Here is a 17,489-nt window from a genome sequence, read left to right on the forward strand (position 1 = left end):
GGGCGGTAATAATAGGCAGCCGCCTCCTGGTCTACATCCCAGCCCATGACCGGTTTATTCAATTCTTCAAACGACTTTTTCCAGCGCCGCAGGTCCCAAAAGCGGCTGCCTTCCAGCGCCAACTCTATCAGCCGTTCCTGCTGAATGATCTGCCGCAACCCATCTTTGCTTTGGTATTTAGCAGGTTGAAGGGAATAGTTCGTCCAGGATTCCTGTACCGTTTTTAAACCGGCCCGCAGTCGTACTTTATTTATATATTCAAACGCTTCCGTACCCGGGCCATTCACTTCATTCAATGCTTCGGCGTATAACAAATACAGGTCCGACAAACGCATTTCGGGCCAGGCATAATCTTCAATGGTCAGTTCCTGCCCGTCTTTGATCACATATTTCCAGTTTACCAGTTTTTTAGCAAAGTAGCCGGTAGCATTATAATCCCAGTTGCCTTTACGCGACTGCAACTGGCCATTCTTTGCCTGTACATTAAATGTTCCGTTTTGCATATACCACACCGCACCATCAAAGGCGAGGTTGGCATAAAAGCGGGGTTCCCGGTTGAAATTAAGCACCGCGGTTTCGTAGCCATTAGTTATAAATTCGTTTTCAGCAGCTTTGCCTGTACGCAATTTGTACCGGTTGCTGTAATCCCAGTTCTTATCTTCATTGATAGGCACCCCATTCTCCGTATAAAACAATTCAGCTATTTTAAGGGTGGGTGCCAGGCTGCCAAGGCACATTTCATTGGTTATTTTAGTGGGATCGAGCCGTGGCATGGCAAAGCGTTGCAAGGTATACGTGCGATCGGTAGTGCCCGCGCTGCCTTTTGTATTGTTCCAGATAATTTCTGCATTCCATGCTTCGGTAACGCTGTTACGTATACTCATTTGTGTAACCATGGCGTCTGACAGGGAAAGCCCCAGCTTATCAAATTTGTACAGGTGCATCCCGGCGCTTTCACAGGCAGTAATGGCTTCTTTACAAGCAGCAGCGGCCCGTTCCCACTTTCCCGCATCATAAGCCGCGTTGAAGAATGCCGTTCCGTCGTAATTCTTAAACCCGGCATAATCGCCGTTGCCATTAAACAGCGGACTGGCCGCTGTAACCAAAACCTTCGCTTTTATAGCCAGTGCAATGGGTTTGGTAATATGCCCCAATTGGGTGGTACGATCTGAAACGGTGGAGGGCAGTCCGGCAGCTGCTTCATCCAGCAGGCCGGCAATATAATTTATTGCCGAATCAACCGTTTGCCGGGGTCTTTGCGCTTCATCGGAAGTGGCGGAAATGGGCAGATTTACATCGGTAACCGGTATAGGGCCATACATCCTTAAAAGACACCAGTGATAATATGCTTTTAAAAATTTCACTTCATGACCCCACCTGTCTTTCTCGGCATCCGTCATATCTACCACCTTATTAATATTATCCAGGAAAATATTACAGTCCCGGAAAGCGCTGAACATATTGCTCCAGCCCGGCATATAGATCGTAGTGGCCGTTTGATACCCCATCGCGATCTTCCAGGGCGATTCGCTTAGGGCAAAAGGCGCCACCATCCAGAATTCATCGCCTGCACACAGGGCAGGGTTTGTTTGCATATCGCCACTGGCCGGCAGATAAGAGTAACAGGTGGCCAGGTATTTGGTGGCTTCCTGTTTTAACTTAAATGCATTGTCAATGGTAGCTACATTATCAGGCACCACATCGAGGTATTTTTTACAACTGCCGGCAAAAAGAATACACAGCACCGGCAACCAGTTCTTTATGCATTGCATAACAGCGGGACATTTATATGTTGAAACAGGTTCCATTGTGTTTGCTTTGTTGAATGATTAAAATCCCAGGTTTACGCCCACATTGTATACCCGCTGTACCGGGTAGCCTAACCCGTTGCCACCCATTTCGGGGTCCCACATGTTGAACCTGCTGATCACAAACAGGTTGAAGGCATTGGCATAAATGCGGGTATTGCTGAAATGCAGCTTGCTGAGCAGTGACTTTGGAAATGTATACCCAACTTCGGCTGTTTTCATCCGTAAGAAGTCACCTCTCCGCATCCACCAGGTGGAAGTCTGGATGTTGTTGGCTGCATAATAATTACTCAGGCGCGGCCAGAAGGCATAGGGATTGCGGTTATTCTCGCCCCAGTAATCATCGGCAATAGCGGCCAGCAGGCCATGCTGACCACCCCCATCGAGTACGAAGGGCGCCATTTTGTAAGATTCTATCATGAAAGAAGAGCGGGCCGATCCCTGGAAATAACAACTCACATCCCATTTTTTATACCCGAACGACAAACCAAAACCGTAAGTGATCTCCGGTGTGGTGGGTAAGCCAATGGGCACCATATCCGCATCGGTAATTTGTCCGTCATGGTTTACATCCCGGTATTTAATGTCGCCGCCCCGTACCCGGTACTTTCCATTTTCCGCCAGGTTATCCTGGCCGAAGTTCTGGACAGGCGCATTATTCACTTCATAATCGTCAATAAATAACCGCTCGGCTATAAACCCATACGTTTGCGAAAGCGGTTGGCCTACACGCCGGCGGTATGCTTCCGGGTACGCAGGTTCTTCATTCACCAGCAATTTACTGGTAGCATACGTAAATGTACCGCGGGCCTGCAACCAGGTATGTTTTCCCAGGTTATAGGTATAATCAGCAGAAAGATCAACCCCTTTACCTTCCGCCTCACCTACATTGGCCTGGATGGGTGCGCTTAATCCCATCATACTGGGAATAGTGCCTCGCGTCATTAAGATATTGGAACGTCGCTCACGATACACATCCACCAGTATATTCAGCGAATTCCAGAGTCCCAGTTCTATGCCTACATTTGTTTTGTAAGATCGCTCCCAGGTTATATCGTAATTTTCGTACCTGTTCACCGAGATGCCATTTGAAGTATTATTATACATTTCGCCAAAGCCGTATGACCGGTTGCCATTGTTCATATTTACATCCGACAAATAGAAGAACCGCTCCCAATCAGCGCCAATCTGGTCGTTGCCAACGAGCCCATAAGTTGCCCGCAATTTCAACTTGCTGATAAAGGACAGGGGTTCAAAGAATTTTTCGTTCGATACATTCCAGGCAAGGCCTACAGAAGGGAAAAAACCAAACCGGTGATTTTGGGCAAACCGCTCGGAGCCGTTGTAACCGAAATTGAATTCAGCCATGTACCGGTTGTCATAGGCATACGTAAAGCGGCCGGAGACTCCATGATTACGGTGTGGCAGCGATAATTGCAGGCTGCCGGCATTGGCGGCTAAATAGTTCCTGAACAAGGTGATCAACATGCCCGAAACATTATGCTTTTGGCCGATCTGCCGGTTATAGTTCACTGCTGCTTCCAGGTAACTGGTGGTATTTACTGTTTTGGGTCCTTCGCTGTAATTCAGGTATTCCGTACCGTTGGTATTCAGCGGGGTAAGCCTGGGGACTTTGGTTTGCAGATCGTAAGAAAGCTGGTAATAGAACGGAGTGTATTGCCGGGTCACATCGAAGTAAGAATATCGCTGGGTATACGCCATTAGCCGGGCAGCCAACCCCGGCGTAATGAATGCCAGATCCTGTTTCAATTCTAACTGCGCCTGTAAGGTGGAGCTGTTATATTGCTGATACCCCGACATCATATTGGCGTAGGGATTATTGTATAAGTTGCTGCCGTTGCCCGGGAACGGATTAATGACATCTGAACGAAATGCATTGCCAAATAAGGGATGGGTTAACCCGGGCGCATAACCGGCCGGGTATACCGGTGCAAATTTCACCGGATTGGCCCATACCGCCTGCTTAAAAATAGTGTCACCGCCGCCAACAGGTCCCTTATAGTCATTAAACTGCCCGTATGTTCGAACAATGGCCTGGGTGGTGGGCGTAAAATTGAAAGTAACGTTCGACCGGATGGAATAGCTCTTCAGCTTTATGTTGCTGTTGAAATTATTGATCTTGTCAACCTTCAACACCCCGTTATCGATATTGTAGGTACCTGCAATATAATATTGCGCTAATTTATTGCCGCCGCTTACGTTCATATCAAAACGCTGATTATTGGTATAATCTTTTATGAGTCGTTTTAACCAGTTGTTGCTGGGGTACAGATAGGGATCGTCGCCGGCGGCTGTATGATCGATCTTGCTTTGGGAATACGGTACATTTTCAAGCGCATTCCTTGTTGATACCGCTTCATTGGCCAGCTTCATGTAGGAAACGTTATCGGCGAACCTGTAGTTGCGGGTATTGCTGCTTAACGAATTTTCGGCGCGGATATTAAACCTCGTTCTTCCATCCGCACCTGACTTGGTGGTTACCAGCACTACGCCATTGGCGCCCCGGGCCCCATACAATGAAGAAGCCGTGGCATCTTTCAATATGGAGAATCCCGAAATATCATCAGGCTGCAGCCGCGCCAGGTCGGTAGATGAAGATTCAATGCCATCAATGAGGATCAGCGGATCTACCTTACCGGTGCCAAAGGTGGTAATGCCGCGGATAAAAAAACTCGCATTGTCTTTTCCGGGCTCGCCGCTTCGCTGATAAGAAATAACACCTGAAAGCCTGCCGGCCAGCATGGTCGTTAAATTACTGACAGGCCCTTTTAATTCTTTTGGATTAATAGTAGTAACGGCGCCTACCATGGTGGTCTTTTTTTGCGTACCATAGGCCACCACCGCAACTTCTTCCAGCGAATTGTTAGCGCTCTTAAGTTTTACATTAATGACGCTTTCTCCTTTAATATCTATTTCTTCTTCTTTATACCCTACTGAAGTAATGATCAGGGTACCGTTTGCCGGCGCTTTCACCAAGTACCTGCCGTTCTGATCTGAAGTGACTGCCCGGGTGGGGTCCGATTTCAGGCTAATAGTGGCGCCTTCCAGCGTGGCAGAATCGGTTCGAATGGTACCGCGCACTATTATTTCATTCTTTATTTCCCGGCCGGTTGTATCAGGGATGGTGGTTTGCACCTGCGGCGGACTGCCTTTTTTGATGGCGTAGGTGTTCTCCCCTACCGGCTGCAGCCGCAGGTCATATTTTTTAAGTAGTGTCGATAACCTGTTGATGGTCCACCTGGTTATTGTGCCCGGTGAAGCGGTATCGACAAATTTATTGGCCAGGTCATCGGGATTGTACAACAATTTCCAATGCATTTCGCCCGATAAACGGTCGATAAACTTTGCCAGCTCTATCCGCTGTAAAGATCTGTTCTCCGTTTGTGCGGCAGCCTGGTAACAGCCAACCATTAACAACAGGTATAATACGAACACATTGCTCCATCGAATGATGGAAGGTTTTTGTGTCATAAGCAACGTTTTGGTTTTGGTCTTATTTTGAAATAATCAACGAATCTCCCTGTTGCAGTACTGTTAATCCCATTATTACCCGCAAAGCATTGAATAACCCACTGGAATCTTTTACCGCTATATTGCCGGATAATTTCCGCTCCGCCACCGGCAGGTTGGCCGCCAGTTTTACCTTCAATTTGTAATACTTTTCTATCAGTGCTATTACTTCCGTCAGGCTGGTATGATCAAAGTGAAACTCTCCATCTTTCCAGGCGCTGTACAATTGTACGTTTACCTCTTTCCTGTATATGTGGTTGCCCTGCACGATCAATACCTGTCCGGGCACCAGCGATATCACTGCTTCTTTACCAATATGGGCTTTTATGCTGCCGGTATGTAATGCGGTTGAAAAAAATGAGGAATCGGCCTGTACATTAAATGAGGTTCCCAATACCTCTATATCGCCTTTTGCGGTATGTACAATAAAGTTGTTATACCGGCCGCTTGTTGTTTTTACTTTATTGATCTTAAAAAAAGCTTCCCCGGTAAGCCATACTTCCCGCTTACTATTCGACCAGCCAATTAAATTGGCCCTGATCTCCGAATACCGGTTCAATAAGATCTCAGAACTGTCAGGAAGCAAAATGGTGCGTTGAAAATCCCCGGTTTGAATGGCGGTTGGTGGTGCAGATCGTTTGCGGTTAAAGATCATCAACATACCAACCAGTAAAAAGCAGGCGGTTATAACCGACAGCCAGGCGCTTTTTTTCCGCCATTTCCCTGATGGCCTGGTTTGGGCAATATTGCTTAACAGGTCCTGTCTGCTTTTGTCTTTCAATGCTTCATCCCTTTCGGGTTTATTAAACGCAAAAGGCAGTTCATCGTTAAAATGGTCATGCTCATTTTCCATGGGTTGTAAGTATTGTCTCTCTACTATAAAGACACAATAATTTTACTTCCAACTCAGTGTTGACCATTTTTTTTATGCAGGAGTAAGTTCAATTATAAAACAAAGGGGAATAGCAGGATGATCCAGAAAAATTCAGGATGGTTCCTTAACGCCGTTTTGAACCGGTTCATGATGCGGTTGATATTATTTACCAGGGACTGGTAATTGATGTTAAGTATCCGGCTGATCTCTTTGTAAGACAGGCCCTCATAAAAGCGTAAATAAATAACCTCTTTCTGGCGGGCAGGCAGGGTGTTGATCATCTTCGTTAGCTGACGGGTATTAAAAGAGGCTGATTCCTTTTTTATTCTTATTTCTTCAGGAGAAAATTCAATATCGGGGGTATGAAAGCGGGTTGTTATTTTTAGTTCGTATAATTTCAGGGAGCGGAGTTTGTTCAATATAGCACAGCGCAAACAGCGCATCAGGTACGCTTTTACAAACTGCACTTCCGGAAGCGCGGCCCTTTTTTCCCATAATTTCAGGAACAGCTCCTGTATAGCGTCATACGCGAGATCAGGGTCCTGTAACATCCGAAATGCATAGGCATGTAAGGAGTGAAAAAAAAGGTCATGTAACATCACAAATGCTTTTTCGTCTCCCTTTTTGAACGCGCTCCAGCATTCGGCAGTGTAAGTATTATCGCATCGGTCCTGTTGCATGAATTACTAATTAAACGCTCATTTTAAATGTATCACTGAAACAGGTTAATAATGGAATTTCTACAGGATCGAATATAATTTAAAAATTCATGATTTTTTAACGCAAACGGTTGTTCCATTTTATAACATGGTAGCTACTCCTGAAAACAAAAAAGTCATCGGTGAGAACACCAACGACTTAACACTTAAGATCAAACTTGAAATATTTTATATCAATACAATACTTTCCGGATTACTTTTTCCAGTGACGGATAAGGCTGAACCTCGCTTTTCACCTGCTCATTTTGTGTAACCCACTCCCGTTCCCAGGCAAAGAAATCAGGCGGAGTGGATAATCTGCCTGCCAGGTTATTACGCAGGTAATCGAAATACAACTTCCACCGCTGCTGGTAAAACGTAGTCATCATTCCGCCCCATTCTTTATAAGCATATTCATGGAGGTAATCCTCCTGCCGGTTGTTCTCACCCCAATAGGAGATCAACATCATGGCATTGTGCAGGTTATTCTTTTTTTCTGCAGCCGTATTACCTGCCTGCAAAGCCTGCTGCTGATAGGTGGTTAACCGGTAATACGAATGGCTGTTGAGCAGGTTATTCATGAGCGCATGCAGCGATAAAAATGCTTCGGCTGCCGCGTTGAAGGCAGCTGTATTTTCTTCCTTATAGGCTGTTACCAGGCTGGCAAATACGGTATCGGCCCGGTTTGCTATTACCTGCCGCGTAAAATTGATGAGATCGATCTTATACGTTTCGCTGTTGCCAAATAAAGGTGCTGCTGCAGCAAACGCCTGTACCCCTTTTACAAACAAAGCCGTATCGTATCCTTTTTTCAGCTTACCCCAGCTGGAAACAGATCTTATCTGTAAAGCCGGCCGCGCACATAAAATATTCTCAGGTGGCCCTTCCTGGTACCCGGGATTGCTGTAAATAGTTTGTTGGAACAATTTCCAGGCGGTGGCAATTTGGTCATTGGCCTTTCCATACCGAGCTTTCACATAATCATTGATCCATTTACCAGTTTCAACCGGTTGGTTATGCCACCCCAGTTCCAGCACCAGATCGTAGGATACCGGGTTATTATTTATTCCTTCCGGCATAATACCCACGCCTTTCATGTATTCACGAAACGGACCAGTAGCTGCCCTGTACACTTCACCGGCATATCTTTCCAGCTTTCCATTCAAACCCGGCCGCTCTCCGAAGTTGTTTACACAACACCAGATAAAGGGCGTGCTTTCATAACCGTTCCTTGTTTCCCAGTTATTGGTATTCTCCCCGAATAATTCCTGGATCAGCAAAGCCGATCTATCCGTTTCCGCCAGCAATGCTTTTTTGGGATTGTCCTGCCAGCCCTGCAACACCCATATGGCCCCGGGGAAATATTGCTGCATCGCCTTTTGTATACTGGCGCCGGCTTTTCCCAGGTCAACCCCTGTTGTTATACCACCTTCATGAAATGGATCGCCCGAAAAAAAGCGGATATCGCTGCCGTATAGTTTTTTTGTTTCCTCATAAAAAATACCGGCCACCCGGTTAAAAGCCGTATCGGCAGGATCAAGAATAGCCGGACGAATAAATGCGCCCCAGTTGCCTTGTGTAATCACATGGGCTTTCGTTTTGGAGTTGAAGTTATGTGGCACCATCCCAAAAAAACCCGGCAACACCGGTTCAATACCCAATGCCTGCATGCGACCGATCATTTTTTGCACCAGCACTTTGCGGCTATCGATCTGGCTTTGCGGCATAGGCCCACCCCACCCTTCTATATTGCCCATCAGCCACCAGGCATTGTAAGCAGGCCCGGTGATAAAATCGCTGATCTCTTTTTCGCTAAACCCAGTGCGTCGTAAAACATTTTGCCAAACGGCTTCTTCCCCATTGGCTACCAGCATCAGGTTTACTCCGTTCAATGCCATCCAGTCAAGCTCCCGTTCCCAATCGCTCCAGTTGTAAAAGCTCATGGTATAATTATAGGTGCAATAATTCAGCGCAAACCGGTATTGCGCCATGGCATCAATGGTTACAGTTTCTTTTATAACCGGCAATGGCGATACAGGAGATAAATTATCGCCCATGTGCGACATGGAGCGATGACAATAATATTTCAGGTACCAGTTTAACCCAACGGCAGCGGCATTGGGGCCGGTTGCCGCGATCATTATTTTCCCGTTTTGCGATTGCAGTTGAAAGGCCTCCTTTTTATCACCCGGTCGCATTTTTTTAAATACCAGGTTACTGACCAGCCAGGGCACTCTTCGTTTTGCCAGTTGCGTTACCCCGTCAAAGTCGCCGGCCCAAACACAACAGGGCAGTAACAACAATAAAACGTATATACTTTTTCGCATCAACAATTCAGTTTTGGTTTTCACTTTTTTAAATAAGGTGTAATGGCTGTGGCCAGTTTATCATACCCAACAGCATTCGGATGCAATCCATCCTCAAATAATGATTCATCTATTTTCTGCTGCTTATTCAATAGTACTACGCCGGGGTTTACATATTGCACGTGTAACCGGCCGGCCAGCTGCCCTATGCGGGCATTCAGCACAACAATCCGCCCTTCCATTTCTCTGCGTGGCAAAATGCCTGATAATACAATGGAGGCTTTGGGCTGACGGGCCTTTATACCTTCCACCAGCATTTTTAACCCTTCGGTTATTTCCGCATTGGAATTAATGGTTAAGTTATTAGTACCGATCATCACCCATATCTGCGCTGCCGAAAAACCATCCAGCTCATCGTGATACACGCGCCACAATACGTTTTCAATACGGTCCCAGCCAAATTCCGCATTTCTTACCCCCGCAGGTTGCAGGTATTTATTCCATGATCCGGCGCCACGGGTCAGGGCTGCTGCCGGTTGTCCGCCCCAGTAATGAATAATAGAATTGCCAAAGAAGATAATACGGGGAGCAGTTGTTTTATTACCGGCAATGACCTCACTGTGCCTGCTGCGCCAGTTGTAATAGCCATCCCGGCTTTGCACAACCGGAATAGTAGTAGACAGCGGCCCGGAGGGTTCATTCAAAATAGTACGAATTATTTTCTCATAGGCCCGTGCATATGACATCATACCAATATCGTTGGGATGCAACCCGTCTACCGTAGCCTGCACAGACAAACCAATGTCTTTACTGCTTAACAGGAAGATGCCGGTGATACCGCCCGCTTTCATTTTTTCAAAACTCTGGTGCAGCACCTGGTTGGCATTCTCATAATCGTGTTGTGCTGCGGTATCCAACAAACCATTATTGGCGCCACCGCTATGATCTGTTAACAGTACAGGCACACCAGGCCGTTTTTCCTGTAATGCCTTTACAGCAGCCATGATCCTTTTTTCCAGCTCCCCTGCTGAAAATCCCGCACGCATGGTGCAATTCGGAATACAATCCAGTACATATAACCTGGCATCAATTTCACTCATGAATGCAACTACGGATGGTTCCAACTGCCCTGATCCGGAAAAACCCAGATTGATCAACGGCCTGTCTAACTGTTGTTGTAATAAAGCAGTCCAGGCCATCCCGGGCCGCGAAGCACAAGCGCCCTGCGCAATGGAAGTACCATATACCACAACAGGCTTTTCGGGCGATAATGGCATGAAATTAAAGGAACTGTTATTGGGTACACCAATAGAAAGCCAGTCAACGGTATTGTATAGCGGCAGATATAACCTGTATTCATAATCCCGGCCCGGAAATTCACTGCTCACCACCAGGTTACTGAAACGGTATTCAATAGTATCGTTAAAAGAACGGCTGGAGGGCGCCCATTTCCACTGTCCGTTGGGATCAATGGCATACAGATCAACGCCGCTTACCCCGGTAGCGGGCATATGGGTCATTTCCAATGACCCTTTTACAACATACCGCACTACTATAGCCGTAGCATTTGTTTTGAACTTTATGTACAGCCCGGCGCTGCTATGCGAAATATTCCAGACGTTTGGATTCAGTATTTTTTCAGCGCGGGCAGGGAAACGGTCGTACCGGGCTTTTACTTCCGCCGGCCATGCCTGTCCTTCTATGACCGGAAAGGCATTATCAGCAGGGTTTTTCCAGGTGAAGGGTTGCGCTACCTGGGCAAAAGTTAGTATTGATAATAATAGACCGAATACAAAAATGGTCAGGGTTTTCATGCACAATATTTTTGCTACATCCAATTTTAAAAACAACACCGGAAAAATAATGTATAGTTTATCACGCCTTTACTTCATGGCCTCATCTTTACGGATCTGTGCAAATACGGCTTTAAAGGTTTCTGCTGAATTCAGTTTTTTTCCATTACGGCCATAATAGGCGTCAATAAATTCTTTCGAATCTTCCCACATAGTAACAAATACGCCCTGCATTCTTTCGGCCAGGGTAACAGCCCAGGGTGCCCGGGTTCCATCTTTACGCGCCAAACGAACCTGCGCTAATTGCGCCAGCGCCACTTCGGAATTAGAACACGAACTGGGCAACACATTAAATCCTTTTATCGCAAAGTAGCCGGGTGTGGGCGGTGCGCTTTCGTACTTCCAGTCGCAGATCATGATGTCTGTAGGGATCAGATCAATAGCGCGGAAGGTAGCGTTCATACTGGCCTGCCAGCCCAACAGGTTGGTGGTCTTTCCATCGATCAACCGGTCGCTCCACATCCACATCTGGCATTTTTTTTCTTTTAAATGATCGTGCAGCTTTGTGGCATATTCTGCAAACAGGGCGGCTTTATCGCGACCGCCGCAACGCGGACATTTATCATAACCCAGGATCCACACTTCATCCAACCCTACATGGAACGCATCGGCGCCGCATACATCTATCAGTTCATCCATCAGGGGAAAAATAGTTTTCAGCAGATCGGGATGTGAAGGACAAAGGCTTTTACAATAAAAGTCGAAAGGGCCGGCGTTTTTCCAGGGAACGGGCGGATTATAATCGGGCGATTCATCAAACTGCGGGTATTTTGCCAGGAGGGGATCTATATGGTCCTGGTCTGACTGATGCCCCAGCAAGTTCATTTTGGGTATGAACCGGATCTTAGCTTCTTTACAGCTCTGTACTATCTGTTTTAATTGTTGCTCCGAGATGGCTCTTTCACCTGCCAGTTCAGGATGTGATTTAAATTGATAACTATACCGGATCCGCAATACCAGCGTATTCACTCCTTCTTTGGGCAATACTTCTTTTATAAAACGGCAGAACTCCGGTACGTCTTCAGGATGGGGAACGGTTAACAACAGCGCTTTAACCGGTAACTTATTCCATTCAAAGTTCTGACCGGTTTGCGCTGAGGTATGCTGTATCGTTGTGATGAGTATATACAAAAAAAGGATCGCTGGTAAAAAAGAGGTGCTCCTATATTTCATTGTGTATTGTATTGCTTTTTGTCTATTGCTTATTGCCAATTGTTTATTGTTTAACGATCTCCGTATCGCCACCACCTCTCAGGGTAAGATCAACCGGTTTATTCATTTTCCATGAGCCGCCAGTGAAATCAGGCATATCGATGGAATTGGAACGATGCGCCACCGACCATACACTGAGTGGGGTAACCGCACACCAGGTAGCCAGATCATACACATCAATATCTAACGGCAACCCGTTGCGCAAACAATCGATCAAACGCCAGTCCATAATAAAGTCCATACCGCCGTGACCGCCGATCTTTTTAGCCGCCTGCTCCACATGGCGGATCAGCTCGGGCGTGTATTGTTCTTCGAGTTGTTTCATTTTTGCATCGGAAACCGGCTCATGTCCCAATGAGATCCTGGCGGGCTCAGGGAACTTCTGCACAAACCCTTTGGTGCCGCTTATTGCATGAATTCGGCTGTATGGGCGGGGCGACGATATATCATGCTGCACCATGATGGTTTTTCCTTTATTGGTTTTAATAACGGATGTATTCATATTACCCCGGTAATGTTTACCGGTGTATTGTTTGTACCAGTTATCCCCGGCAGCCAGTTTTTCAGCCAGGGCTTCCATCATAAAATCGTTCGACGACATAGAGGTCAGGTATTCCATTTTATCGCCCCGGTTAATATTCATGGCCTGCGCTACGGGTCCTAACCCATGGGTGGGATACAGGTTGCCGCTCTTCTGGTTTTCTTTCCAGCGCCACGCGCCTTCGCCGGCATAATCACCGGTATTTTTCGGTTGTGCGCCAAACAAGCCTTCCAGCAACGCATGTATATACGCGCCTTCGCCATGCACCAGTTCTCCCAACACACCCTGTTGCGCCATATTGATGGTAAGGGTCTCAAAAAAATCATAACAGCAATTTTCGAGTTGCATGCAATGTTTTTTGGTACGTTCCGATGTTTCAACCAGTTGCCAGCATTCTTCCAGGGTGCGGGCGCCGGGCACCTCCACCGCCACATGCTTTCCATGTTCCATGGCATACACCGCTATGGGCACATGCCATTCCCATGGCGTAGCTATATACACCAGGTCGATATCATCCTGTTCACACAATTTCTTCCAGGAATAGTCATTGCCGTAATATTCTTTCGCAGCAGGCCAGCCGGCCTTTTTCAACGTTTGCTGATTTTCTTTAACGGCTGTATCGCGCACATCGCACAGGGCTTTTATTTCAACATTCTTAATATTGGTCATTCGGTTCACCGCCCAGCTACCCCTGCCGCCAATACCAACATAGCCTATGCGCACTACCGGGATCTTAGGAGCCGCATAGCCGCACATATTAAATACCTGTTTCCTGTCCTTTGATCTATTGACCGAATCTATTACAGCATTATGCAATGCATGCTCAGAAGCATATCCGCCTAATGGAGGTAATAATAAGCCGCTGGCGGCGGCTGTGGCATTCTTTAAAAAATTCCTACGGCTGAAACTCATATCTTTTTGTCTTATGACACTGTAATATCAGTTTCAACTCAGTTGTTAACAGATTTTTTTATTGGTGGGGTAGTAGGCAGAGGGAAAGGGAAACGGCAGACGGCAGACGGCAGAAGGCAGAAAAATGAAAAACAGAGAAATGAAAAAGGGAGAACTTAAAACCAGGAACTCAGAACTAAAAACTAGCATCCCTGGTTAATTTGTTAACTCGTCAACCTGTTAACTTATCAACTCTTTAAACTTTATCAACCCTATCAACCGGTATTTTTGTCTGCCTTCTGCCGTCTGCCGTCTGCCAAATTCATTACACCGGAAGCATCTCCTTAACCCGCCTCAGCATTTGTTCATCGGTAAGATCCAACCTTAGCGGCGTTATAGAAACATAATCATTTTCAACAGCCCAGCGATCGGTTCCTTCTTCAGCAGCCTCCAATGGCGTTACGGTAAACCAGTAGTGTTTACGGCCCATCGGGTCTATACCGGGTACTATTTTTCCATCGTACAACCGAACAGACTGCCGCGTCCATTTTATATCTTTTGGCTGCGGCGGAAAATTTACATTATATAAACCCAGTTCTTTATTTTCAAACAATAAAGCCAGCGTTCTTTCCACGTATGGCGCCAGGGCGTCAAAGTCAGGATCTTTTTTATCAACCGGCGTACTCAGGGCAATGCCTCTTATTCCCAATAACACCGCCTGTTTGGCTGCCGCGAGGGTGCCCGAATGCCACATGGAATTGCCCAGGTTGGGCCCCATGTTAATGCCCGACAAAACCACATCGGTAGTCGCATATAAATGACTGCCCAGGGCCACGCAATCGGCCGGCGTGCCATTTACCTTGAAGCCTTCCACCCCTTCCACCATAAAGGGCGCTTTTTTTAATGACAATGGCCGGGAATGGGTAACAGCATGGCCCATGGAGCTTTGCTCCACATCGGGCGCAATTACCGTTACTTTTCCAAAACGGGATGCTATGCGGGCCAGCGCCGCAATACCCGGACTATAAATTCCGTCATCGTTGGTTATCAGTATAGTCATAGGTTATCAGTATTGATTCTATAAATGCCTGAGATTATCATGCCAGCCGGGTGGTACAATTTTGTTAACAATTAATTTACAATGAAAACTATTTACCTCATACACAATCCTGGGGCCGGCGATGAAGCCAATTCAAAAGAATCATTAGTAAAGCTGATTGAAGCGGCTGGCTATGTGTGTAGATATACTTCTACAGATGATGACAATTGGAAAGACATTCCACCGCAAACAGATTTTATTGTTATCGCCGGTGGCGATGGCACAGTAAAGGAAGTTGTTGCGGTACTGTTAAAAAAAGCGCATCCTGTAAAACGGCTACCAGTAGCCATTCTACCTTGCGGAACCGCCAATAACATTGCGGAATCATTGAATATAAAAGGAGAGCTTATTGATATTATCCGCTCCTGGAGCACTCCGCAAACTACCGCCATCGATGTGGGTGAAATTTTCGATATAGAACAAGACCCCGGTTTCTTTATTGAAAGTTTTGGCTACGGCCTGTTTCCCTACCTGATGATGGAAATGAAAAAACAGGGCAGGAACGATATACCTGAAAAAGACCAGAAAATGAAAACCGCCCAGCAGTTGATGCATACCATCAGCCATTCCTACAAACCACATTATTGCGAACTGATCATCGATGGGGAAGATCATTCCGGTGAATACCTGATGGCAGAGGTGATGAATACCCGCTTTATTGGACCCAATCTTTTTCTATCACCATTTGGCCACCCCGGTGATGGCCATTTTGAAGTAGTGTTAATACCGGGAAACGACCAGGAAAAATTCGCGGCGTATATCGACAGCAAACTCAACGATGCAGAAGTGGTGGAATATACATTCACCACCATCAAAGCAGAAGACGTGCATTTAAAATGGAAAGGCAGGCATGTGCATGTAGATGATGAACAGCTGACATTAAAAGAAAACACGCCGGTGCATGTACGAATTAAAAAGAACGCATTGGTATTCCTGATATAACCGGACAACAATCATAAAAGTCAGTGACCACCATCACTAAATACTATACGAACCTGTAATACATTTGCATTACGGGTTTTTCATAGGATATTTAAAAAATCAGAGACTAAGCTCCGATGTCTATCGGAGCTTTTTTAATTCAATAAATTCTCCAGTTCCTTTTCATTTAAAATGGTAATGGCGCCGTCGTGGATCTCGATAAGCTTTTCACTTTTAAATTCGCTGAGCGTTCTTATCATGGAAGCAGTAGCCGTACCGGCAATGGCTGCCAGGTTTTCCCGGCTTATATTAATGGAGGTTTTGTATTTTCTGTTTACAGTGATCAATGCATCGGCCACTTTTTTGCGCAGGGAGTTATAGGCCAGTCCCAGCAACAACTGTTCTTTTTCGGTAATGTTGTGGGCCATCATGGTCATAAAACGTACCACCACTTCTTTCCGGGTATTCATTAATGCGTCGAATTCATCTTTGGGAATGATGGCCAGCTCGGTATTTTCCATGGTCTCTGCCCGTTCTTTATAAACCGTTCCTTCCAGCAGGGCCACATAACCCAGAAAATCGCCTTCGCCATAGATCCCTGTTATCAACTCCTTCCCTTCTTCATTGGTCTTGTATGCTTTTACTTTTCCTTTCTTTATATAATAGAGCCGCGCCGGGCGGTTCCCTTCTACATAAATGATCTGTTTTCTTTTATACTTGCAAACATCCCGGTTATCGCTCAGCAGACAAAGGATATCCCGTTCATTGCCATTCCTGGGCATATCGGGCAAATGATAGCCGTTTCCGTTTAGTGGTGCTTCACGGGTTATAAACTCCTGTTTAAGCCACTCTGCACGCTTTAAACGACATTCTATTGCCTGTAACAGCTCGGTTTTCTCAAACGGCTGAATAATGTAATCATCAGCGCCCAGCTCCATACCTTTTCGCATTTCGGCGCGATCGGCAATGGCCGACATAAAAATAAAGGGCGTGTTTCGAATAGTGGGATTTTTGTGAAGCAGGTGCAAAACGCCATAACCGTCTAATTGCGGCATCAACACATTGCATAAAATAAGGTCGGGTTTTTGATGCAACGCAATTTCAATTCCTGTTTTTCCATCTTCGGCAGTAAAAACCTTGTAATTAGCCAGCCCGAGGATCTCTGCAATATTCTCTCTGATCCCGGCATTGTTTTCAATAACAAGAATCTTCTTCATGTTTTGGTCGGGTTTTAAAAATGAGCAAAAGCTGTTTCCTATGCTATGGCAAGCACAGTGATTTAAACCTGGTCGGTCTCAGTCTTCTAAGGAACAATTCAATATGAGCTATTTTTGAACGGGTTGGGATAAGGTTGTAAGAGCTGTGTTACGGAGTACTTTTTTCAAAAATTACGGAGAGGCTGTTTTCCCTATGGCCACTGTAATGGTATTTAAGAACAGTGTTGAAAGTTGATATGTATTTAACCTGCAAAGGATCGGGTTACTGCTATCAATATGAATCGGCAGGACTATGTACTTACTGGACAATCTATGTACTTAAAGATAACGTATTTTACACATCCTCCCATCCACATCATAAATTTTTTTTATGAATTCATCAGGCTAATAACAGTGTAATAAAACTGTTTAATGGATTATTGTTTCCAGGTAAGACAGGGTGAGGAAGTGCAAAGTTGCACAATTGCATTTTTTTTTCATCCTGTACTATCAGGTTTCATTGAAAAATAATGCGAATACGATGTAGTCCTGTGGCTTA

11 protein-coding genes are annotated in these 17,489 nt (G+C 45.8%); 1 reads left to right on the forward strand and 10 read right to left on the reverse strand.

Translation table 11 applies throughout. From position 1 onward, the window contains the following. From ACJ751_RS07085 to surE, 9 genes are all read right to left on the reverse strand, one after another. A partial coding sequence (locus ACJ751_RS07085; protein WP_407744691.1) for a RagB/SusD family nutrient uptake outer membrane protein occupies positions 1-1,808 on the reverse strand: 1,808 nt, incomplete at its 3' end. 21 nt (positions 1,809-1,829) lie between these two features. Next, the gene (locus ACJ751_RS07090) at positions 1,830-5,300 is read right to left on the reverse strand and encodes a SusC/RagA family TonB-linked outer membrane protein (RefSeq protein WP_407744693.1); all 3,471 of its coding nucleotides are present in this window, start codon (positions 5,298-5,300) and stop codon (positions 1,830-1,832) included. Between the two features lie 22 nt (positions 5,301-5,322). Continuing rightward, positions 5,323-6,192, reverse strand: a complete 870-nt coding sequence (locus ACJ751_RS07095) for a FecR family protein (protein WP_407744695.1) — start codon at positions 6,190-6,192, stop codon at positions 5,323-5,325. 92 nt (positions 6,193-6,284) lie between these two features. After that, on the reverse strand, positions 6,285-6,893 hold the full coding sequence (locus ACJ751_RS07100; protein WP_407744696.1) for an RNA polymerase sigma factor: 609 nt from the start codon (positions 6,891-6,893) through the stop codon (positions 6,285-6,287). A gap of 212 nt (positions 6,894-7,105) precedes the next feature. After that, positions 7,106-9,238, reverse strand: coding sequence for an alpha-N-acetylglucosaminidase (locus ACJ751_RS07105; protein WP_407744698.1), 2,133 nt, complete (start codon positions 9,236-9,238; stop codon positions 7,106-7,108). Between the two features lie 20 nt (positions 9,239-9,258). Further along, the gene (locus tag ACJ751_RS07110; RefSeq protein WP_407744699.1) at positions 9,259-11,031 is read right to left on the reverse strand and encodes an SGNH/GDSL hydrolase family protein; all 1,773 of its coding nucleotides are present in this window, start codon (positions 11,029-11,031) and stop codon (positions 9,259-9,261) included. A 69-nt stretch (positions 11,032-11,100) separates the two neighbouring features. Next, entirely contained in the window at positions 11,101-12,243 is a 1,143-nt protein-coding gene (locus ACJ751_RS07115) for a family 20 glycosylhydrolase (protein ID WP_407744701.1), read from the reverse strand. Positions 12,244-12,286: 43 nt separating this feature from the next. Continuing rightward, complete coding sequence (locus ACJ751_RS07120) at positions 12,287-13,735, reverse strand: Gfo/Idh/MocA family protein (protein ID WP_407744702.1); 1,449 nt, start codon at positions 13,733-13,735, stop codon at positions 12,287-12,289. 304 nt (positions 13,736-14,039) lie between these two features. After that, positions 14,040-14,774, reverse strand: coding sequence for a 5'/3'-nucleotidase SurE (gene surE, locus ACJ751_RS07125; RefSeq protein WP_407744703.1), 735 nt, complete (start codon positions 14,772-14,774; stop codon positions 14,040-14,042). Between the two features lie 81 nt (positions 14,775-14,855). Between surE and ACJ751_RS07130 the strand changes: the two genes are divergently transcribed. Beyond that, positions 14,856-15,755: a diacylglycerol/lipid kinase family protein gene (locus ACJ751_RS07130; RefSeq protein ID WP_407744705.1), complete on the forward strand. Its 900-nt coding sequence runs from the start codon at positions 14,856-14,858 to the stop codon at positions 15,753-15,755. 134 nt (positions 15,756-15,889) lie between these two features. Here ACJ751_RS07130 and ACJ751_RS07135 read toward each other — a convergent pair whose 3' ends face one another. Continuing rightward, positions 15,890-16,951, reverse strand: a complete 1,062-nt coding sequence (locus ACJ751_RS07135; protein WP_407744706.1) for a response regulator — start codon at positions 16,949-16,951, stop codon at positions 15,890-15,892. Positions 16,952-17,489: the final 538 nt, after the last annotated feature.

Origin of the sequence: Niastella sp., assembly GCF_045805085.1 — a bacterium.
GTDB lineage: Bacteria > Bacteroidota > Bacteroidia > Chitinophagales > Chitinophagaceae > Niastella.

Coding starts and splice junctions, on each gene's coding strand:
- ACJ751_RS07090 (WP_407744693.1), bottom strand. CDS start 5,300: ATGACACAAAAACCTTCCATCATTCGATGGAGCAATGTGTTCGTATTA.
- ACJ751_RS07095 (WP_407744695.1), bottom strand. CDS start 6,192: ATGGAAAATGAGCATGACCATTTTAACGATGAACTGCCTTTTGCGTTT.
- ACJ751_RS07100 (WP_407744696.1), bottom strand. CDS start 6,893: ATGCAACAGGACCGATGCGATAATACTTACACTGCCGAATGCTGGAGC.
- ACJ751_RS07105 (WP_407744698.1), bottom strand. CDS start 9,238: ATGCGAAAAAGTATATACGTTTTATTGTTGTTACTGCCCTGTTGTGTT.
- ACJ751_RS07110 (WP_407744699.1), bottom strand. CDS start 11,031: ATGAAAACCCTGACCATTTTTGTATTCGGTCTATTATTATCAATACTA.
- ACJ751_RS07115 (WP_407744701.1), bottom strand. CDS start 12,243: ATGAAATATAGGAGCACCTCTTTTTTACCAGCGATCCTTTTTTTGTAT.
- ACJ751_RS07120 (WP_407744702.1), bottom strand. CDS start 13,735: ATGAGTTTCAGCCGTAGGAATTTTTTAAAGAATGCCACAGCCGCCGCC.
- surE (WP_407744703.1), bottom strand. CDS start 14,774: ATGACTATACTGATAACCAACGATGACGGAATTTATAGTCCGGGTATT.
- ACJ751_RS07130 (WP_407744705.1), top strand. CDS start 14,856: ATGAAAACTATTTACCTCATACACAATCCTGGGGCCGGCGATGAAGCC.
- ACJ751_RS07135 (WP_407744706.1), bottom strand. CDS start 16,951: ATGAAGAAGATTCTTGTTATTGAAAACAATGCCGGGATCAGAGAGAAT.